We start from the raw sequence: 18,328 nt of genomic DNA, 5'->3' as shown, positions 1-18,328 counted from the left end.
GTCGAGCACGATGAGCGGGCCCGGCGGCGCGGGGGGCCAGGGCGGCGCGGGCGGCGGCATGGGCGGGGCCGGCGGCGTCGGCGGTGTGGGCGGCGCGGGCGGCGGCACGGGCGGCATGGGCGGCATGACCTGCCAGAACGCCGGCGAGTGCCCGGCGGACACGGCTTGCCGCGACTGGAGCTGTGTGCAGGGCGCGTGCGAGGCGAACGACGCGCCCGAAGGCATGGGCCTGCCCGACCCGATGAACGGCGACTGCAAGGACCTCGAGTGCGACGGCATGGGCGGCGAGCGGGTGATCGACGACGAGACCGACACCCCGATGGGCGACGGCAACCCCTGCACGGACTCGGCCTGCGTGAATGGCATGCCCATGCACGTGCCGACCCCCGGTGACGTCTGCCCCGACGGCGTGTGCAACGACGCCGGCATGTGCGTCGAGTGCGTCGCGGACGGCGACTGCAACGGCGTGAACGCGGCGTGCGTGAACAACGCGTGCATCGCGTGCGACGACGGCGCGATGAACGGCACCGAGACCGGCGTCGACTGCGGCGGCACGTGCCCCGACAAGTGCCTCGCGGCGGCGTGCGCGGACAACGGCGAGTGCGCGAGCGGCTTCTGCGCGGACGGCGTCTGCTGCGACACGGCCTGCACCGGGGCCTGCAAGTCCTGCAAGCTCACCGGGAGCGAGGGCACCTGCACCAACGTCCCGCTCGGCATGACGGACGACGCCCCCGCCTGCATGGGCACGATGACCTGCGACGGCGCCGGCGTGTGCAAGCTGGCGAATGGGCAGTCCTGCGGCAACGGAGGGGCGTGCGCCAGCGGCAAGTGCGAGGGCTCGGGCGCGAACAAGGTGTGCGTGCCCTGATCGAAGCTCCGCGTGGCGCCGGGTCCCTCCGCGGAGGCCCGGCGCCCGCGTCGCCTCCGCCGACTACTGCCGGAAGATCTCCACCCGCTCGAGCACCACGTCCTGCATCGGCCGATCCGCCGGCCCGCGCGGCGCGTTCGCGATCTTGTTGACCACGTCCTGACCGCTCACGACCTTGCCGAAGACCGAGTGCCTGTTGTTGAGGTGCGGCGTCGCCTTCTCCGTGATGAACCACTGCGACCCGTTCGTCCCCGGGCCGCTGTTCGCCATCGAGAGCACGCCCGGCCCGTCGTGCCGGAGGTCGGGGTGGAACTCGTCTTCGAACTCGTACCCCGGCCCGCCCCGGCCCCAGGCCGCCGCCATGTCCGGGTGATGCGTGAGCGGATCGCCGCACTGGATCATGAAGTTCGGGATCACGCGGTGGAAGCGGACGCCGTTGAAGAGCGGGCTCTTCTGGCTCTGCTTCGTCTTCGGGTCCCTCCAGGCGATCGCGCCGGTCGCGAGGGCGACGAAGTTCTTCACGGTGTTCGGCGCCTTCTCTTCCTCCAGCCGGAGGACGATGTCGCCGAGCGTCGTGACGAGCCGCGCGTGGAGTTGCCCTTGGCCGGGCACGTTGATGGCCGGAAATTGCATGTCTCTATCCTTCCTCTGCACATGGGGCGTGGTGCGCCCCGACCCCCTCAGACTTTCTCGAACAAAGCCGCGATCCCTTGCCCCACGCCGATGCAAAGCGACGCGAGGCCGAGCTTCTTCTCGCGCGCCTTCATCGCGTGCACGAGCGTGCAGGCGATGCGCGCGCCCGACGAGCCGATCGGGTGGCCGAGCGCGATGGCGCCGCCGTTCACGTTGACGCGCGACGGGTCGAGCTCGAGCGCGCGCACGCACGCGAGCGACTGCGCCGCGAACGCCTCGTTCAGCTCGACGAGGTCCACGTCGGAGGCCTTGAGGCCCGCCCGGGCGAAGAGCTTTCGCACGGCGGGGATCGGCCCCTCGCCCATGAAGCTCGGATCCACGCCGGCCGTCTGGCTGCCGAGCACGCGCGCGAGCGGCGTCACGCCCGTCTGCGCCACGACCTCCGCCGAGGCGAGCAAGAGCGCCGAAGCGCCGTCGTTGATCGGCGAGGAGTTGCCCGCCGTCACGCTGCCGCCCTTCTTGAACACCGCGGGCAGCTTCGCGAGCGCCTCGAGCGTCGTGCCTTCCCGCACGGACTCGTCGCGGTCGACCAGCACGGGATCGCCCTTCTTCTGCGGGATCGGCACGGCCGCGACCTCGGCCGCGAAGGCCCCGCTCTTCCACGCCTCGGCGGCCCGGCGCTGCGACTCCACCGCGAAGCGATCCTGATCCTCTCGGGAAATCCCGTACTTCTCGGCCACGTTCTCGGCCGTCTCGCCCATCGAGATCAGCGGGAAGCGCGCCTTCATGCGCGGGTTCTCGTATCGCCAGCCGAGCGTCGTGTCGTAGACCGGCGGCGGCGTCCGATCGAAGGCACTCGCCTGCTTCGGCATCGTGAACGGCGCGCGCGTCATGCTCTCGACCCCGCCCGCGATCGCGCACGACGCCTCGCCCACCGCGATCATCCGCGCCGCGTCCGCGACCGCTTCGAGGCCCGAGCCGCACAGCCGGTTCACCGTCACGGCCGGCACCTCGTAGGGCAGGCCCGCGAGGAGCAGCGCCATGCGCGCGACGTTCCGGTTGTCCTCGCCGGCCTGGTTCGTCGCTCCAAACACGACGTGGTCGAGCCGCGTGGAGAGCGCCTCGTTGCGCTTCACCAGCGCCGACACGACGTGCGCCGCGAGGTCGTCGGGCCGCACGCCCGCGAGGCCGCCCGCGTACCGCCCGATCGGCGTGCGGACGGCGTCGACGACGTAGACCTCGCGAGGCAAAAGAGACTGTCGCGTGCTCATGCGGAGGGACTCTAGTCCCAGCCCCCGAACCTTCGCAAAGCTTCGTTTTCCTCACAGCCCGCGACGCGCAACGTGAGCTTTCCTGCGGCTCGGATCCTGCGTGTTCGAGGCGGCCATGCGCGCGCGAAAATCCTGCGCGCACCCCTGCGCGAAGGAACGTCATAGACGGACAAGGGCGCCACGCATCGTCTCCAACGCAGCCTTTTTGTCGCGTATTTCGACGAAAATGAAGGTACGCTCGGGGAACGTCACCGCGTGGGGGGGAGCGCCGCGCATCGACGGATCGCCATGAAGAGCACCGAGCATCGAGCGCGCGAGGCCGGTCCCACCGACGAGCAACTCGCCTTCCTGGCGCGAGCCGGCGAGCGCCTGGCAAGCTCGCTCGATCTGCGCACCACGCTGACGAACCTGGCGCGGCTGAGCGTACCCACGCTCTGCGATTACTGCGTCATCGATCTCCTCGAAGAAGACGGACGCCTGCACCGCGTCGAGGCCGTGCACGTCGACCCGGCCAGGGAGCACCTGCTCACGAACCAAGCGTCGCCGCGCGAGAGCGGGATGTGGTTCGCCGAGGTCGGCCCTCGCCTGCTCGCACGCGGCGAGCCCCTGCTCACGCCGAGCAACGACGCCGGCCCCGCCCCGCGCAGCCACCCGTTCCTGCCCGCGGCCGTCCTGGGCACGGTCTCCTCGATCAGCGCGCCCCTCGTCGCCTCGGGACGCACGCTCGGCGTGCTCACGCTGGCCACGGCCGACTCGGGTCGAAGGTACGGCAGCGCCGATCTCGCGGTCGCCCAGGACCTCGCCCGGCGCGCCGCGCTCGCCATCGACAACGCCCGCCTGCACGCCGCCGAGCAGCGCGCCCGCGAGGCCGCCGAGCGCGCCGCGGCCCGTACGTCGCGTCTGCAAGCCCTGACGTCGAGCCTGGCCGCGGCCCTCACGCCCACGCAGGTCGCCGACGCCGTGCTGCAACAAGGCCTCGTGGCCGTCGAGGCCCGCGCCGCCGCGCTCGCCCTCCGCACGCAGGAAGGCTACCTCGAGATCATCGGCGCGCTCGGCTGCGCCCCAGGCGCCCTCTCGCGCGGCGCCCGCATCGCCGAGGACGCCGCAGGCCCGCTCGCCGAGGCCGTGCGCCGCAGGCAGCCGCTCTGGCTCGAATCCGAGGCCGCCGTCGCCGAGGCGCGCGCCCTCGCCGAGCTCGCGCCCGACGCCGAGGACCCGCCGAAGGCCCTCGCCAGTTTGCCCCTCCTGCTCGACGAGAGGGCCACAGGCGCGATCCTCTTCTCCTTCCGCGAGCCCCGCGTCATCTCGCACGAGGACCGCTCGTTCCTGCTCACGCTCGCGCGCCAGTCGTCGCTGGCCATCGAGCGCGCCCGCCTCTACGAGGCCGCCGAGCGCGCCCGCGCGGCCGCCGAGCTCGCGACGACGCGCCTCGTCGCCCTGCAGCGCATGACGGCCGCGCTCTCCGACACGATGAGCCGCATGAAGGTCGCCGAGACGATCGTCGACCACGTGCGCGACATGCTGCCGAACTGCAAGGCCATCGTCGCGACCGTCGCCGCAGGCGGCGAGCACCTCGACCTCGTCCGCGCCATCGGCCACACGCGCGAGACACTCGACCGGTACGACTCCACGAAGCTCAGCTTCCCCTCGCCCCTCACGGACGCCATCCGCAGCCAGACGCCGCTCTTCTTCGACGACGAAGAGGACTACCGCGCGCGTTACCCGCACCTCGTGGGCGGCGCGATCGGCACGACCGGCTGCATCGCCGCCGTGCCCTTCATCGTCGAGGACCGCGCCATCGGCGGGCTCTCGCTCCGCTACCACCCGTCGTGCCCGCACGCGAGCGAGGACAACGCGTTCATCCTGCACCTCGCGCGCACCTGCGCGCAGTCGCTCGAGCGCGCCTACCTCCACGAGGCCGAGCGCAAGGCCCGCGCCGAGGCCGACGTCGATCGCCGTCGCCTCGCCCTGCTCGCCGAGGCGAGCGCCGTGCTCAACGCCTCGCTCGATCCAGCGGCCATCTCCGAGGCGCTCGCGCGCGTCGCGGTGCCGAGCTTCTCGGCCTACTGCATCGTGTGCAGCCTCGACGAAGACGGCACGCCGCAGTTCATGCACGCGCTGCACGAGGATCCCGAGAAGGAAGAGCTCCTGCGCGACATGCGCTCGCGTTACCCCTTCGGCCCGAACCACCCGATCAGCGAGGCCGCGCGCACGGGCAAGTCGAAGCTCCTCCGCACCGTCGACGACGGCTCGTTCCGCGCGATCGCCGCCGACGACGAGCACTTCGAGATCATGCGCCGCATCGGCACCACGTCGTCGATCGTCGTGCCGCTCATCGCACGCGGCCACACGCTCGGCGTGCTCTCGTTCGGCACGACGCGCGGACGCTACGGGCAAGCCGACGTCGCGCTCGCCGAGGAGCTCGGCCAGCGCGCCGCCCTCGCACTCGACAACGCACGCCTCCTCCACGAAGCGCAGGAGGCGAGCCGCGTGAAGGACGAGTTCCTCGGCGTCGTCTCGCACGAGCTGCGCACGCCACTCAACGCCATCCTCGGCTGGGCCCGCATGCTCCGCACCGGCGCCGTCCGCGAAGGCAACCAGCCGCGCGCACTCGAGTCGATCGAGCGCAACGCCGTGCACCAAGCGAAGCTCATCGACGACCTGCTCGACGCCTCGCGCATCACGGCAGGCAAGCTCCGCCTCGACCCGTCGATCCTGGAGCTCGCCCCCGTCGTCGAAGCCGCCGTCCACTCCGTCACGCCGGGCGCGACGAACCGCGAGATCACGCTGCACACGGCCTTCGACCCGGGCAGCGTGCCGATCTTCGGCGACCCGAGCCGCCTGCAGCAGGTCGTGTGGAACCTGCTCTCGAACGCGCTCAAGTTCACCCCGAAAGGCGGTCGCATCGACGTGCGGCTCGCGCGCGCAGGCGACGAGGCCGTGCTCGTGGTCACCGACACCGGCCGCGGCATCCGCGCCGAGCTCTTGCCGCACATCTTCGAGCGCTTCCGCCAAGGCGACGGGACCCTCACGCGCGCATCAGGGGGCCTCGGCCTGGGCCTGTCGATCGTGCGTCACCTCGTCGAAGCACACGGCGGCACAGTCCGCGCGGAGAGCGACGGCCCAGACACAGGCGCGAAGTTCACGGTCAAGCTCCCCCTCGCCAAGCCGCGCCCGATGCCCGCGAAGGGCCCGCCGGTCGACGAGCGCCGCGCCGAGAAGCGCGCACTCGCAGGCTTGTCGGTCCTGGTCGTCGACGACGAACCCGACGCACGGGAGATCCTCTCGGAGATCCTCGACATCGCAGGCGCAACCGTGAGGACCGCGGGCGACGCCGGAGAAGCCCTGCGCATCCTGTCCGAATTCGTGCCCGACGTGCTGGTCTCGGACCTCGCGATGCCAGGCGACGACGGCCTCTCGCTCATCCGCAAGATCCGGAGCCGCACACCAGACCGAATCGCGACGGTGCCGGCCATCGCGCTGACGGCGTACACGCGGCCGGAAGATCGCGTGCGCGCGCTCAACGCAGGGTTCCAGATGCACGTGCCGAAGCCAGTGGACCCGACGGAGCTCGTCGTGACGATCGCGAGTCTGCGGACGCTGCTGGCTTGAGGCGTCTCGCCGGGGCGCTGCCCCGGGCCCCGCGGGGGCTGTTCGCCCCTCGACCCGAACCAGGGCCAGCCCTGGACCTTCGATGGAAGAACTGCGCGATGCGCAGTTCTTCCAAGGGGCCGGTGATGGGAGCGGAGCGTCGGTGGCCTGTCCGCGCGGCTGTCGACCTTTGGCGCTGCGCCAAGCGGCACCCCGACCGTGCCGGTCACCGCGTGGCGCTGCGCCAAGCCGTATCCAGACCACGCCGACCCCCGCTCGGCGCTGCGCCAAGCGCCACCCCAACCGTGCCGAGCCCCGCTTGGCGCCTCGCCAAGCGGGACCCGCCCCGCGACGGCGACCTCTCGGCGAAGCGCCAAGCACCACCCTGGCTGCACCCACCACGCGTCGACGCTTCGCCAAGCACCACCCCGACCGCCCCGACCAAGCCTCGGCGCTTCGCCCAGCCTTGCCAGGAACGTTCGGACCACGCTTCGGCGCTTCGCCGCCCCATTTCGGGGCGATTTCTCACGCGCTCGATGGATTTGGACTTGACGCGGAGACCCGTCAGCTACGGCAAATCAAGTTTGCAGCGGAGCGAGCACCATCACCGTGGGTGGAACGGTACTTCCATGCGTGTGGGCAGTGGTCGCCGCCTGCTCCGTGAACACGTTCGGCGCCTCGCTCTGCGCGGATTCCTGCCCCCCATGAAAGGTGCTGCGATGAAGCCGTCCGGGATGCAAGTTCGGCGCTTTGCCGTGGGCCTCGCCGGGCTCCTCGGGTTCTCCATTTTGATGGCACTTCGCGAAGAGGTCTCCTCGCTCTTCGGTCGCGCCATCGTCGCGGCCCTGGCGGCGATCGTGGGCGTGTCGGCCTTCATGTTCCTCCAGAAGACGAGCCCGTCTCGTCGCTCTGGTTGAGCTCATCGGCCCGGTCCGACGCCTGTCCCCCTGATCCGACTTCACACGGCCGCGGGGGATCGTCGTCTCCCCCGCGGCCCGAGCTCCCTACTTCCCCGCCTGCTCCTGCACGAACGCCGCGAGCAGCCTCCGATCCTTCTCGGAGAGCTTCTCCTTGAACGCCGGCATGTGCCCTTCGAGCTTCGGATCCATCGCGCCCTTCGGGTACGTCGCGCCGCTGCCAGGATCATCGATCTGCGCGAGGATCCACGGCACCGAGGCCCAGCCGCGCAGCTCCGGCGCGAGCGAGTCCTCGTCGTCCGTCTTGCCGTCGAGCCTGTGGCAACTCGTGCATCGTTGCGACACGAGCTTCTCGCCCGGCATGCCCTCGCCCTTCTTGCCTTGCGCTTGCGCCGCGAGGAAGTCCGCGATGGCTTCGAGGTCCGGCGCGTTCATCGCCGTGAACGCCTTCGCCGCCTCTGGATCCGCGGGCGGCTTCGTCATGCTCGGCATCTCGCCCTTGAAGGCCGTCTTGCCGAACATCAGCTCGTGATCCGGCTCCTCCATCACGCGCTTCGCCCACGCCTTCGTGCCGAAGCCCGTCAGATCCGGCGCCGTGTCCTTGCCCTTCGGCGGACCGAGCTCACCCATGCGATGGCAGCTCGCGCAGTGCTGCTCGAACAGCGCCACGCGCCGCGTCTCGGGGTGGTTGCGCAGCATCGCCAGCGGTCCCTCCGGCGGCACGCCTCCTTGCGCCAGCGCGAGCGCCTTCGACCCTTGCGCCTCGGCCTTCGCCACCGCCTTCGCGAACTCCTGGTCCGCCGCGTCCGTGCGCATCGACGCGAACGTCAAGACGCCGAGCGCGGCTCCGAACAGGCCCACCGGCACGAGCAGCGGCAGCCGCTTCATCACGCCGCGATCCGCCCTCTTGTCGAGCAGCGGCAGGACGAACAGGTAGCCCGCCACGAGCCCCGGGATCACCACCGTCGCGATCAGCTCGAGCTTGCCCGGGAAGGGCTTTCGCATCTCGTAGAGCGCGAGGAAGTACCACTCGGGCCGCGCCGGGTAGTCGCTCGTCGGATCCGCCGGCGCGTCGAGCGGCGCGCCGTGCCGCAGATACGTGAGCGCGCCGATCACGCCGAGCACGGCCACCGCGACGATCACGTCGCGCGCCGCTTGCGTCGGGAAGTATCGATCCGACTTCACTGCGTCCGCGGGCGTCGCGAGCGCCGGCCCGTGCTTGCGCGAGAGCCAGAGGTGCTTGGCCGCGATCGCGCCGAGCAGGAACGGCAAGACCGCCGTGTGCAGCGTGTAGAGACGCGACAGCGTCATGTGCCCCGGCGTGCCTCCGCCGAGCAGGAGCTGCTGCAACACGCCGCCGACCACCGGCACCGTCCCGATGATCCCCGTCTCGACCCGCAGCCCCCAGAAGCCACGTTGATCCCAGCGCAGCGGGTTGCCCGTCAACGCCGACACCACGACGAGCCCCACCATCGCGAGCGCGAGCCAGTACGTCAGCTCGCGCGGCTTCCGATACGCCCCGCGCACGATCGCGTAGCCCACGTGGATCACCGCGAGCACGATCGCCGCCTGCGCCCCGAACTGGTGCAGCCCGCGCACGATCCAGCCCGCCGGCACCTTCTGCTGCAGGTACGCGACGCTCGCCCACGCCGTCGTCGCGCTCGGCGAGTACACGGTCATGAGCAGCACGCCCGTCACCGCTTCGAGGAGCAACACGATCCCGAGCGCCGCGCCCCACGCGTACGCGAAGCGCGCGCCGCCGGGGACGGTCGCTTCCACGAGCTTCCGGGTGATCGCCCGGTAGCCCGTCCGTTCGTCGAGCCAGTCGCCGAGCTTCACCCGACCTCCTTACGCTCCGCGATCCCCTGGCGGAAGAGCTTGAAGTCCACCTCGACGTGCCCGTCCACGACGCGCACCGTGAGCGGATCCATCCCGCGCGGGCTCGGCCCTGCCTCCGCCGCGCCCGCGAGCGAGAACTTCGACGTGTGGCACGGGCACGAAAAACTCTTCTTGTCGCCGTTCAGGTCGATCGAGCAGCCGAGGTGCGGACAAACCGCGCTGAGCGCCGTCACACCCTCGCCCTTCTTCGTCACCCAGATCGAGCCGAGCAGCTGATCCTTCGTCACCGTGTACGCGTCGCGCTCGTCGCCGACGACCACGACGCGCCGCGGCTCGCCCTCGTTCAGATCGGCGAGACGACAAACCCGCATCCACCGCGCCGCGCCCACGCCGCCCTCGGACGACGGGGCCAGCATGGTCGCGGCCGGGACCACGATCGCGCCGGCATACGCCGCGCCGCCCAGCGCGACGAGCACCTTCAGCGCGCCACGACGCCCGCCGTCCACCCGCGGAGGATCCTCCGGGCGATCGGCGCGCGGCGGCTCGACGCCGAGGTCATTTTGCATTGGCTCCGCCATCTCGTAGGCTCTCCCTCTCCGCCGCGCCTGCGCGCGGCAGTCCGAGGATACCCGAGGGGGAGGCCACTTGACGCAGAACAGGAGCAAGACCCGCGTCGCCTTGCGCAGGCTTTCGCCGCTCGCCCTGCTCCTCGTCACGTCCGCGGCGTGCAAGACCACGCCCCCCAAAACGCCGACGTGTAACCCTCAAGACCTCTCCGGCTGCATCATCGAAGAGGTCGACGTCCTCGGCAACGACACGATCCCCGACGCCGCCATCAAGGATCGCATCGCCACCGCGGAGAGCGCGCACCCGCTCGGCGGCGTCCTCCAGGGCATCCCCATCGTCGGCCTGAGCGACGTCCTGGCCGTCGAATACGAGCGCTTCGACCGCTTCGTCCTCGAGCGCGACCTCGCCCGCATCGAGCGCTACTACCGCAGCCGCGGGTTCTACGAGGCGCACGTCGAGGCCGGCCGCGTCATGCGCCGCAAGTCCGACGGCAAGCTCCGCATCGAGATCGTCGTCCACGAGGGCAAACCCGTCCTGCTCCGCAAGGTCGACCTCGCGTGGGTCGACTGGCGCCTACCCGACGCGGCCGACGCCACGCGCCCCGTCACCGAGGCGAAAAACGAGCTCCCGGTCGGCGAGCGCTTCGAAGAGGACAGCTACGAGGCCACGAAAAAGGCCATCACCCGCGCCCTCACCGACCGCGGCTTCCCCTATGCGAACGTCCACGGCGACGCCAGGATCGACCTCGTCGCCCACACCGCCGACGTCACCTACCGGATCGAGCTCGGCCCCCGCGCCACCTTCGGCGACATCCGCATCGTCGGCCTCGGCGAGCTGCCCGAAAAGCCGATCCGCGCCGCCCTCGGCTTCCACAAAGGCGAGCGCTTCTCCACCAAGACCCTCGCGTCCGCCGAGCGCGCCCTCGCCGACTTCGGCATCTTCGGCGCCATCGACGTCCGCCCCGAGCTCCCGCCGCCCGACAAGCCGCGCACCGACGTCGTACCCATCACGATCGTCGTCCAGCCTGCCGCGCTTCGCGCCGTCAAGCTCGGCTTCGGCGCCGAGGCCGGCGGGCGCGTCGAGGCGCACGGCATGGCGAGCTGGGAGGACCGAAACTTCCTCGGCGGCCTGCGCCGCTTCTCCATCGAGGCCCGCCCCGGCCTCGTGTTCTACCCGAACGCCCTCTACAACCTCTTCCTCGCGCGCCCGAGCTACATCCTCCCCGAGATCCGCCTGCGCTTCGAGCTCCGCCAGCCTGGCGTCTTCGAGCCCCGCACGCAGGCCGTCCTCCGCGGAGCCGCCAACATCTACCGCCCGCTCAACATCATCACGGCGCCCGCGCCTGGCACGCCCGAGGCCAAAGAGCCGGCCCTCGGCTACCGCGAGGCCGCCGTCACCCTCGGCCTCGAGCGCCGCTTCGCGGACTTCACCCATTACCTCGGGCAGTTCATCCACGTGCAGTACGACGACCCGTTCCTGTACTGGCACGACGCCGTCCCCGAGGGTTTTACGCGCCTGGTGTTCACGTACCTCGAGACCGTGGGCACGCTCGATTTCCGCCAGAACGACCGCGGCGAGACCGACCGCATCGCCCCGCGCCGCGGCGTCTACCTGAACCTCAATGCGCAGCTCGCGGGGTATTTCCTCCCCGGCGACGCCGACGACGTCCGCCTGCGCCCCGAGCTCCGGGCCTACGTGCCCGTCGCCAAGCGCGTCACGCTCGCCTTCCGCCTCGCCGGCGGCTTCCTCATCCCGCGCTCGGACGATTTCAAGCAGGCGCTCGACATCCTCGAACCGAAGGCCCGCGACCGGAAGCGGCCCGACGAGAACGACGACGGCATCGTCGACGGCACCACGATCCCGCTCGACGACCTCCGCAGGTCCCTACAGCTCCTGCAATTCCGCGGGTTTTACAGCGGCGGCCCCAACTCGAACCGGGGCTACGTCTACAACGGCGTCGGCATGCACGCGAGCGTGCCGCTCCGGGACACGGCGCGCGGGGCCGTGCCTCCCTGGGCGCCGACCGGCGGCCTCACGCTCTGGGAGTCCGCGCTCGAGCTACGCCTCTCGTTCACCGAAAACCTCGGCGCGATCCTCTTCCTCGACGCGAGCGACGTCCGGCCCGGCCTCGCCGAGCTCGCCTTCGACCGCCCGCACATGTCCGCCGGCCTCGGCGTCCGGTACGCGACTCCGGTCGGCCCGGTCCGCGTGGATGTCGGCTACCGCGTCCCGTGCGCCCAGGCGATCGGCGTCTGCGACGAGGCCGAGCTCGCCTACGACGTTGGCTTGTTCGGATATACCGGCGGATTCCCGATCGTCACCACGATCGCGATCGGCGAAGCATTCTGAAGCGGCGGGATCAGCCTTCTTCTTCTTCGACGCTCCACGTGGCGAGCGCCGTGATCCCGATGGCCGTCGCGCATTGCGCGCAGAGCGGCGGCTCCTCGTAGCGGACCTCGTCTCCTCGGGTCCATACGTAGAGCCCCCGCCCGGCCGGCTCCCCCTCGATGAGCTCCGAGCAGGCGTCGCACCGCAGCTCCCCCGTATCCTCTGGCGTCACGCGCGCTTTGAGCGCCACGTCGGCCAGCGAATCGATGGCCATGGAAAAAACCATGTTTCGCGGTTGCTCCATCTGCCTCCCTCGGATCCGGCGACCGCCCGAATCTAGCTCAGGCTCTCGTCGGACGCACGTGCTCCGGAACGAGGGGGGGTGGACCGGGCGATTCCTGGTGGGAATTGAGGGAATCGCGGAGCTTGCGTGATCAGGCTTCGGCCTGGGCTTCCGTCTCGGGCGCGGCCTTCTTCGCCTTTTCCTTCTTCGTCCCGCCTTCGAGGCAGCTCTCGAGGAGGATCTCGGAGACGTCGAGCTGACGAACGCTCTCTTCCTTGCCGTGCGCCTTCAGCCCGTCGGTGATCATCGTCTGGCAGAACGGGCACGCGGTCGCGATCGTCTTCGCCTCCGTTTGCAGGAGCTGGAGCGTGCGCTTCACGTTCACGCGATCCTTGTTTTGCTCCTCCATCCAGAACTGCGCGCCGCCGGCGCCGCAGCACAGGCCCTTGTTGCGGTTCCAGCCCTCCGCCTCGACGAGCTCCACGCCGGGGATGCTCTTCAGGATGTCGCGCGGCTGCTCGTACACGTCGTTGTAACGGCCGAGGTAGCAGGAGTCGTGGAAGACGACCTTGCCCTTCACCGGGTTCTTCGGCGAGAGCTTCCGCTCCGCCACGAGCCCGAGCAGGAAGTCCGTGTGATGCACGACCTCGAACTTCGCGCCGAAGTCGGGGTATTCGTTCAGGATCGTATTGAAGCAGTGCGGGCAGGCCGTGATGATCTTCTTCACGCCGCCCTGCTCCTTGTAGCCCTTCAGCGTGGCCACGTTCTGCTCGGCGAGCATCGCGAACAGGTACTCGTTGCCCGCGCGCCGCGCCGGATCACCCGTGCAGGTCTCTTCCTGCCCGAGGATCGCGAAGTCCACGCCCGCCGCCTTCAGCAGCCGCGCCGTCGCCCGCGCGATCTTCTTCGCCCGGTCGTCGTAGCTCGCCGCGCAGCCGACCCAGTAGAGGACCTCGGCCTTCGGATTGTCGCTCATCATCGGCACGTCGAGCCCCTCGGCCCAGTTCGCGCGATCCATGCGGGCGAGGTTCCAGGGGTTGCCGTTCACCTCGAGCGCCTGGAACGGACCGTTGAGCTGCGCCGGGAACTCGCCCTTCACGAGCACGAGGTGCCGCCGCATCTCCACGATCTTGTCGACGTAGCTGATCATCACGGGACACTGCTCCTCGCAGGCCCGGCACGTCGTGCAGGCCCAGAGCACGTCCGGGTGGATCACGTTCGCCACGAGATCCTTGCTCGCGTCCGCCATCGCGCCGTTCGCCTGGGCCTGCGCGCCCTCGGGCTCGGAGCGATAGGGCCCGACCTCGCCGCTGTCGTCGGTCGTCGCCTCGGGCCGCGGCAGCGCTGCGCCGATGCGATCGGCCTCGTGCTTCAGCGCGATGAGCTCGCTGTCGTGGTCGTACAGGTGATCGCGCAGGTTGAGCGTGAGCTGCTTCGGCGAGAGGAGCTTGCCGGTCTTGTGGGCGGGGCAGTTGTCGGAGCAACGCCCGCACTCCGTGCACGTGTAGAAGTCGAGGATCGCCTTCCAGGTGAAGTCCTGGATCTTGTTCACGCCGACGGGCTCGGCCTTGGCCGGCTCCTCGGCCATCTTCATGACCATCTCGCCGATGGCCTCTGCGCTCGGCGCCATCATCGGCAGGCGCCCGCGCGGCTCGACGTTGCGGAAGAAGACGTTGAAGCCCGCCGTGATGACGTGGAAGTGCTTCGAGTACGGCAGGATGTTCGCGAAGATCAGGACGAGCGACGCGTGCGTCCAGAAGCCGATCTTCGCGAGCACGAGCAGGGTGTCGCGCGGCACGCCCGCGAGCAGCGTCGCGAAGAGCGAGCCGGCCGGCGAGGGGAACGGCGCCCAGGCGATCGGGTGCGTCGGCGCGGGCCCGAGCGGGGCCACGACCTTGCGGACGGCGTCGCAGTACTCGGGCTCGAGGTTCCGGCCCGTGCAGCCCACGAGGCCCTTGTGGTGCAGGACCACGGAGGCGCCGTCGTAGAGCATGTCCGCCAGCATCATCGTCATGATGATGCCGAGGATCAGGATCGCCTCGCCCGACTTCGTCATGCGGGGGTCGACCTTGATCACGCGGAAGTACAGGAAGACGAGCGCGCCGACGATCACGAGCGACGCGATGACGTCCTTCACGAACTCGTAGATGTGCCCGAGGGGCAGGCCGAGGAAGCCCTCGGGCCCCAGGATGAAGAGGTTGAACGACGGGTCGAAGCCGCGTCCCCAGAGGATGATCGACCGGGCCAGGAGCACCACGAAGCCCAGGAAGATGAGCATGTGGGCCGCGCCGGCGAGCCGGTAGTAATGCATCTTCTTCTGGGCGAGCGCGTAGATCGCCGTGCCCTTCACGCGCTCCGGAACGTCGTCGAAGCGATCTTCCGGCCGCCCGACCTGGAGCAACGACCACCGCCGGCCTGCGCTGTACGCGAAGGCCCCGGCCAGGCCGAAGATCATGAGAAACATCATGAGCGGATTCATGGCGCGCGTTCTCCCGGGGAAACGGTCCCTGTTGTAGGTGCCCGAGCGGCCGCGCGTCAACCCGAGCGATGCCGCGCGTCAACCAAAATGCCGTACGAGATCAAAGCGTGAACTCGAACGACTTCTCTTCCGTGCCCGCGCCCGGCGCGAGCTCCACGACCATGCTGAACGGCCGCTGCCCCACGCGCGCGCCGAGGCGCACCCGCACCGGCGCGGCCGCGCCGTTGAGCTTGTCGAGGCGGATCACCACGCGGTAGCGACCGCGCTTCGGCTCCCCCTCGGCCAGGTAGACGTTCTCCACGTTCTGGCCCTGGCACTCGTTCTCGGACTGCGGGCAATCGCGGTCCTTCACGAGCCCCGTCGAGGTCGGCTCCCCGACCCGCGCGAGCTCGCCGCCGACGTCGTAGACGTTGAGGTCCACGTCCGCCTCGACGGCCTCCCACGCGATCGCGAACTGCAAGATCCCCGTGTGCAGCCCGCAGCCCTCGTCGATGACGCCGTTGCAGTTGTCGTCGCGGGCGTCGAAGCACGTCTCGACGCCCGTCGGCACGCACGCGGTCTCGAGCATGACGCCCTCGCTCGCCTTCACGTCGACGACCTTGAGCGCGTCCTTCGGCGGCGGCGGAGGCACCTCGAGGCACGCCGGCGCCGCGAGCACGAGCGCGAGCGCGGCAAGCACGTATCGGGGCGTCAGAACGTGCCTGCGCATGTCACGCCGAGGCCCCCGAGCGGGCCGCAGGCGAACGAGCGGATGCCCGCGCCTTTCTGAGTCGTGGGCAGAGCCTCGTCCTTCGGCTTCGCGGGCTCCTCCGGCACCGCGAGGATCGTGAGCACGAGGCCGCCCGCGCCGAGCACGAGCGCGCCGATGCCGAGGCCCACGCTGACGTCGCGCATCGTGTTCGCGTCGCTCCCGTCGGCCGCGATCACGTCACGATCGAGCTGACAGAACGCCGGGTTCCCGCGGCTGCAGTTCGTCCCGTACATCGACTCGTGGATCTTGATGTCGCGCGCGACGTTGTTGCGCAGGTGGATCGACGCGAGGCCCGCGCCGAGCGTGCCGAGCCCGAGCCCCGCGCCCACGCCCGTCGCCACGAGCCCGATCAAGCGCTGCTGCGGGATCCAGTTCTTCTTCGCCGGAGGCGGAGGCGGAGGCGGAGGCGGCGGTGGTGGCGCCTCTTTTTTGATCTCCTTCGGATCGATCGAGAGCTCGAGGGGCTTGCCGCCTTCGAGATCGATCTCCTGCACCTCGTCCTGATGATCCGGCGCGCTCACGACGATCTTGTGCTTGCCGGGCGAGAGCCACAGCGCCTTCGCGAGCGGCAGATTCACGGCCGGCTGATCGTCGACCGAGAGCTTCGCCTGAGGCACCTTCGACGTCACGTTGAGCACGCCGATGTGCACCATCGCCTTCGACAGCTGATCCTGGACGTCGGTCTTGTCCTCGTCGGCCAGCGGCGCGACGTCCGAGACGAGCGCGGCTTCCATGGCCTCGGCCGCGGGGATCCACTTCTCGAGCGCGAGCAGCGAGTAGCCGATCATGCGGACGATCTGCGCGCTCGGGTAGAGCGCCTTCGCCTGCTCGAACAGGTTGAGCGCCTTGTCGAACTGGCCCGCGCGATACGCGGTGAGGCCCTCCGACGCGGCCTGGCGCGCGAGCTGGATCTGGGCCTGCGAGGTCTGCGCCGCGGCCTCTCGCGAGAGCGGAGGCGCAGCGAGACCAACGAAGGCGACGAAGGCAAAGGCGAGCGAACGCCGGCAGAGCTCGTTCATCAGAACTTGATGTTACCGACCTTCGGCGCGACGGTACTAGAAGGCTTCGGTTTTGCCCCGCCGGTCTTCGTCGTCGCCGTGGTGGCGGCCACCGCGCCGGCCGTGGGCTTGGCCGTCGGCGCCCCGGCGGGGGGTTCGGCCGTGGCGACCGGTTCGGCCGTCGGCGCAGCCGTTGCCGCGGGCTCGATCTCCATGTCGCCCTCGGGCTCGGCCGTCGGCGCGGCCGTGGCCGCCGGCTCGGTCGTGGGCGGGGGCGCGGGAGGCGGCGCGACCGGCGGAGGCGTGGGTTCAGCCGTGGGCGCGGCGGTCTGGGCCGCGGTCGCCTGCACGGCCGGCGCCGGGCTCTGCGTCTTCTTGCCGTTCAGCACGAAGAACAGCCCGCCCGCGCCCGCGACACCGAGCACGAGGAAGACGCCCGCGAGGATGGCGCCGAGCTTCGGCTTCGCGACCGGCGTCGCGGGGGCCTGCGTCGAGTAGAGCGGCGCGCCCGTCGTCCCCGGCGGGATCGTCACGCGCGGGATGGGCGCGCCCGACTGCGACATGCCCATCGCCGCGAGCTGCGCGGCCGTCGCACCTGCGTGCGACACCGCCGCGGGGTTCACGCCGGGCGGCAGCGGCATGCCGGACTGCGAGAGCCCGGCGGCGGGGACGCTCGTGCCTGGGATCGCCATGCCCGGCGGGATCGAGCCGCCGGCCACGCTCATGCCGTACATCGGCATGCCTTGCAGCGCCTGACGCACCTGCGCCGAGGCGGAGAGATCCGCCGGGTTCGGCATGTCGAGGTTCGTCGGCTGCGCCGCGTAGTTCACCTGCAGCGCTTGGGCGAGCGCCTGGATCTGCTCGGTCGCGTTCGAATACCGCTGCTCGGCTTCCCGCGCGCAAGCCCGGGCGAACCACGCATCGAAGCGCGGCCCGAGGTGCGGCGACATCGTGCTCGGCGGGACCATCGGCTCGTAGAGGATCTGCCCGATGAGCGCGGCCATGCCTTCGGCGGACCAGTAGTTTTTCCCGGTGAGCAGGCGATACGCGATGAGCCCGAGCGCCCAGAGATCCGCGGCCGGACCGACCCTCGACGCTTGCCCCCGGGCCTGCTCGGGCGACATGTACCAGGGCGTGCCGAAGATCGCGCCGTCCTGGGTGAGCTCCTTCGCGTCGCTCTGATCGACGAGCTTGGCGATGCCGAAGTCGAGGATCTTCACGAGCGGCGTGCCGTCCTCGCGCTGCGTGACGATGAGGTTCGCCGGCTTGAGATCGCGGTGCACGATGCCGAGCGCGTGCGCCTTGTCGAGGACGCGCGCGACCTGCTTCAGGAACACGACGACCTCGCCCGCGGGCAGCGCGCCGCGTTGCTTCAGCTCCGAGCCGAGATCGCGGCCCTTGAGCAGCTCCATCACGATGAACGGGGCGCCGCCGATCTCGGGCGCGACGTCGGCGTCGATGACGCGCACGACGTGCTCGCTGCCGATGCTGACGGGCGCGCGCGCCTCGGTGCGGAAGCGCTCGACGGCGCCGGGGTTGTTCGCGACCGACGGATGCAAGAGCTTGAGCGCGCAGATCTCGCCCGTGTTGACGTGACGAACCGCGTACACCGCGCCCATGCCGCCGCGACCGATGAGCTTCTCGATGCGGTAGCGGCTCTGGATCACGAGCCCGGGCTGGAGATCGCCTTGCTGCGGGTTCACGGCCTCGCCCACACCGTCGGGCACGGCCGGCGCGCCTGCGGCGGGGCGCGGCGCGGGCGCGCCTGCGGCCGGGCGAGGCTGCGGGGGCGCGGCAGGCGCG

At 70.5% G+C, this 18,328-nt stretch carries 12 protein-coding genes and 1 pseudogene; 4 read left to right on the top strand and 9 right to left on the bottom strand.

The window, feature by feature from the left end:
• Positions 1 to 868: pseudogene (locus QHF85_RS47710) on the top strand (hypothetical protein); the annotation flags it as partial.
• Between the two features lie 63 nt (positions 869 to 931).
• On the opposite strand, the gene QHF85_RS47705 reads toward QHF85_RS47710, so the two are convergent.
• Together QHF85_RS47705 and QHF85_RS47700 are read right to left on the bottom strand one after the other, a co-directional pair.
• Entirely contained in the window at positions 932 to 1,501 is a 570-nt protein-coding gene (locus QHF85_RS47705) for a peptidylprolyl isomerase (RefSeq protein ID WP_281334207.1), read from the bottom strand.
• A gap of 47 nt (positions 1,502 to 1,548) precedes the next feature.
• Positions 1,549 to 2,772: an acetyl-CoA C-acyltransferase gene (locus tag QHF85_RS47700; protein WP_281334206.1), complete on the bottom strand. Its 1,224-nt coding sequence runs from the start codon at positions 2,770 to 2,772 to the stop codon at positions 1,549 to 1,551.
• 288 nt (positions 2,773 to 3,060) lie between these two features.
• Here QHF85_RS47700 and QHF85_RS47695 point away from each other — a divergent pair, with 288 nt between their 5' ends.
• Both QHF85_RS47695 and QHF85_RS47690 read left to right on the top strand, forming a co-directional pair.
• The gene (locus QHF85_RS47695) at positions 3,061 to 6,384 is read left to right on the top strand and encodes a GAF domain-containing protein (RefSeq protein WP_281334205.1); all 3,324 of its coding nucleotides are present in this window, start codon (positions 3,061 to 3,063) and stop codon (positions 6,382 to 6,384) included.
• 683 nt (positions 6,385 to 7,067) lie between these two features.
• Complete coding sequence (locus QHF85_RS47690; RefSeq protein ID WP_281334204.1) at positions 7,068 to 7,280, top strand: hypothetical protein; 213 nt, start codon at positions 7,068 to 7,070, stop codon at positions 7,278 to 7,280.
• Between the two features lie 87 nt (positions 7,281 to 7,367).
• Here QHF85_RS47690 and QHF85_RS47685 read toward each other — a convergent pair whose 3' ends face one another.
• Positions 7,368 to 9,119, bottom strand: a complete 1,752-nt coding sequence (locus QHF85_RS47685; RefSeq protein WP_281334203.1) for a cytochrome b N-terminal domain-containing protein — start codon at positions 9,117 to 9,119, stop codon at positions 7,368 to 7,370.
• Complete coding sequence (locus QHF85_RS47680) at positions 9,116 to 9,685, bottom strand: Rieske (2Fe-2S) protein (RefSeq protein ID WP_281334202.1); 570 nt, start codon at positions 9,683 to 9,685, stop codon at positions 9,116 to 9,118. Before QHF85_RS47680 ends, QHF85_RS47685 begins: the two co-directional genes overlap by 4 nt.
• A 79-nt stretch (positions 9,686 to 9,764) precedes the next feature.
• On the opposite strand from QHF85_RS47680, the gene QHF85_RS47675 reads away from it, so the two are divergent.
• Positions 9,765 to 12,035: a POTRA domain-containing protein gene (locus QHF85_RS47675; protein WP_281334201.1), complete on the top strand. Its 2,271-nt coding sequence runs from the start codon at positions 9,765 to 9,767 to the stop codon at positions 12,033 to 12,035.
• A gap of 10 nt (positions 12,036 to 12,045) precedes the next feature.
• Here QHF85_RS47675 and QHF85_RS47670 read toward each other — a convergent pair whose 3' ends face one another.
• The 5 genes from QHF85_RS47670 to QHF85_RS47650 all read right to left on the bottom strand — a co-directional run.
• Positions 12,046 to 12,288, bottom strand: a complete 243-nt coding sequence (locus QHF85_RS47670; protein WP_281334200.1) for a hypothetical protein — start codon at positions 12,286 to 12,288, stop codon at positions 12,046 to 12,048.
• Between the two features lie 160 nt (positions 12,289 to 12,448).
• On the bottom strand, positions 12,449 to 14,776 hold the full coding sequence (locus tag QHF85_RS47665) for a (Fe-S)-binding protein (RefSeq protein WP_281334199.1): 2,328 nt from the start codon (positions 14,774 to 14,776) through the stop codon (positions 12,449 to 12,451).
• Positions 14,777 to 14,876: 100 nt separating this feature from the next.
• Entirely contained in the window at positions 14,877 to 15,485 is a 609-nt protein-coding gene (locus QHF85_RS47660; protein ID WP_281334198.1) for a hypothetical protein, read from the bottom strand.
• Positions 15,467 to 16,546: a tetratricopeptide repeat protein gene (locus QHF85_RS47655; protein WP_281334197.1), complete on the bottom strand. Its 1,080-nt coding sequence runs from the start codon at positions 16,544 to 16,546 to the stop codon at positions 15,467 to 15,469. The genes QHF85_RS47660 and QHF85_RS47655 overlap by 19 nt, the downstream gene beginning before the upstream one ends.
• Positions 16,546 to 18,328, bottom strand: a 1,783-nt coding sequence (locus QHF85_RS47650; protein WP_281334196.1) for a serine/threonine-protein kinase, incomplete at its 5' end; no start/stop codon positions are given. The genes QHF85_RS47655 and QHF85_RS47650, both read right to left, overlap by 1 nt.

The sequence above is a fragment of the Polyangium sp. 6x1 genome, from assembly GCF_029946515.1.
Classification (GTDB): Bacteria; Myxococcota_A; Polyangia; order Polyangiales; family Polyangiaceae; genus Polyangium.
This window is presented reverse-complemented; position numbering and strand designations above follow the sequence as displayed.